Consider the following 2,194-nt stretch of genomic DNA (forward strand, 5'->3'; position numbering starts at 1 on the left):
GCTGCCGCCGTCGAGCAGGCCGGCCGCGACCCGCAGCAGCGTGGACTTGCCGGACCCGCTGCGCCCCATCACCGCCAGCAGCTCGCCTTGCGCGGCGGACAGCGTGACGTCGTCGACGCCGTGCCGCGCGCCGGGATACTGGAAACTGACGTGTTCGAACTCGAGACTCATGACGGACTCACTTCATACGTTGCACGGTGCCGACCGACACGAGCGTCGCCAGCACGGCGAGGACGAGCAGCACGACGGTGGCCGCGCATGCCATCCCCGACGCGCCGTAGAACGCCTGCAGCAGCACGATCGGATAGTTGCGGTAGCGGAAGCCGGCGATCAGGTTCGAGATCTGGAATTCGCCGATCGACAGCGCGGCCACCATCACGAGGCCGGAAAACAGGCTGTGCCGCAGGTTCGGCAGCACGATCGTGAAGAACTGGCGCAGCGGCGTCGCACCGAGCGTCGCCGCGCAGGCCTCGAGGCGCGCGAGCCCGAGGTGGCGCAGATCGCTGAGCAGCGTCTGCAGCAGGTACGGCAGCGTCAGCACCGCGTGGGCCGCGATCATCAGCGGCAGCGTGCCGAGCCACGGCAGCGTGTCGCCGCTGAAGATCGCGATGTAGCCGAAGCCGAGCGTCAGCGCGGGCACGGCCACCGGCATCAGCATCACGACGCGCGTCGCCATGCCGCGTCCGGCCTGCGCGCGGTGATGCAGCGCATAGGCCAGCGGCAGGCCGACCAGCGCGTTGAGCGCGCAGCACGCCAGCGCCACCGTCAGGCTCACGCCGAATGCGCGGGTAAAGCTGCGATTCCCGGCCAGGTCGGCGAACCAGTGCCCGGTGAAACCGGTCGGCAGCAGCGTGTTCGTCCACGACTGGCCCACCGAGCCGATCAGCAGCAGCGCAATCGGCAGCAGCAGGTAGAGCCCGAATACCGCGACGAGCGCGTGCAGCAAGAAACGTCCGGCGCTCGGACGCACCGGCCTGTTACGCGAAATCGGAACACCATCGGCCAGGGCCGGGGCGGTAGACGCAGGCATGGAAACACTCGCGGACAGGAGACGAAGACACCGCGCAATGCCCGCCGGGCGGGGCTGTCACGCGTTTTCTGGATGGCCGCAGTGTGCGGATCCGACATGGCATCGTCATGAAAAAAACGTACAAAGCCCGCATCGATCTGTGCGCCGAAGGAATAGTCGCGATGAAGCACCTGTATCCGAACGTCTCGGAACTGCACGCATTCACCTGTTCTGCGAAGTACCTGAATTTCTCCTACGCGGCCCGCGAACTGGGCCTGACGCCCAGCGCGGTCAGCCGGCAGATCGCGAATCTCGAGGCACTGTTCGGCGTGAAGCTGTTCGTGCGCGAGGGGCGCAGCCTCGTGCTCACGCGTGCCGGGCAGGTGTACCACGCACGCGTCGCCGGCCCGCTGCGCGAGATCGGCAACGCGTCGATCGAACTGCTGAGCGCACGCGAAAACGGCGACCTGCTGACGATCGCCAGCGTGCCGACGTTTACGACCAAGTGGCTCGTGCCGCGGCTCTCGCGCTTTCTGGCCGTCGCGCCGGGCGTCACGTTGAGCTTTCGCCGCCATCTCGCGCACGGCGACATCTTTCCGTTCGGGCTCGACGCGGCGATCCGCTATGGCGACGGCGCATGGGAAGGGGTGCGAAGCGATTACCTGGACGGCCGGACCTTCGTGCCGGTCTGTACGCGTGAATTCGGCGAACAGCACGCGTTGCGCACCCCCGCCGACGCCGTCGCGGCGCCGCGCCTCGTGCACGAACAGGCGGAAATCGCGTGGTCCGCGTGGGCGGAACGCCATCGCGCGACGCAGATGAACGCGCTTGCCGGGCCGCGCTTCGAGCAGTATTCGGTGCTGATCCAGGCCGCGCAGGCGGGCCTCGGGCTCGCGCTCGTGCCGCGTTTCCTGATCGCGGACAATCTCGCGGCCGGCACGCTCGTCGAACCGTTCGACGCGCCCGTCGAGGTCGACGCGCAGGGGCACTACCTGTGCTACGCGCCGGAGCGCCTCGATACGAGCGAAGCATTGCGGCACTTCAGGGAATGGATGCTGGACGAATGCGCGCCGGCGTAAGCCGGCCCGCATGCGTCATGCCACGGGACGGCCGCCGCCGCGCGCCCCGCCTTGCCGGACCCCGCCGGGCGGCGGCGTCCGGCTGTCGCCGGCCGCGGCCGTGCGG

At 68.9% G+C, this 2,194-nt stretch carries 3 protein-coding genes; 1 reads left to right on the top strand and 2 read right to left on the bottom strand.

Going from position 1 to position 2,194, the window contains the following annotated elements:
- Positions 1–171: ATP-binding cassette domain-containing protein (locus G3N93_RS38975; RefSeq protein WP_206135425.1), on the bottom strand; the 171-nt coding region annotated here is incomplete at its 3' end.
- 7 nt (positions 172–178) lie between these two features.
- The gene (locus G3N93_RS38980) at positions 179–1,030 is read right to left on the bottom strand and encodes an ABC transporter permease (RefSeq protein WP_174941955.1); all 852 of its coding nucleotides are present in this window, start codon (positions 1,028–1,030) and stop codon (positions 179–181) included.
- Positions 1,031–1,191: 161 nt separating this feature from the next.
- On the opposite strand from G3N93_RS38980, the gene G3N93_RS38985 reads away from it, so the two are divergent.
- Positions 1,192–2,088 carry a LysR substrate-binding domain-containing protein gene (locus G3N93_RS38985; RefSeq protein WP_174941953.1) on the top strand — a complete coding sequence of 299 codons (897 nt, stop codon included), beginning with the start codon at positions 1,192–1,194 and terminating at the stop codon, positions 2,086–2,088.
- The last annotated feature ends 106 nt before the right edge of the window (positions 2,089–2,194 follow it).

This window comes from Burkholderia sp. Se-20378, assembly GCF_017104665.1.
Taxonomy (GTDB): Bacteria; Pseudomonadota; Gammaproteobacteria; order Burkholderiales; family Burkholderiaceae; genus Burkholderia; species Burkholderia lata.

Excerpts from the sequence above, each read along its gene's own strand:
- G3N93_RS38980 (WP_174941955.1), bottom strand. The coding sequence starts at position 1,030 with ATGCCTGCGTCTACCGCCCCGGCCCTGGCCGATGGTGTTCCGATTTCG.
- G3N93_RS38985 (WP_174941953.1), top strand. The coding sequence starts at position 1,192 with ATGAAGCACCTGTATCCGAACGTCTCGGAACTGCACGCATTCACCTGT.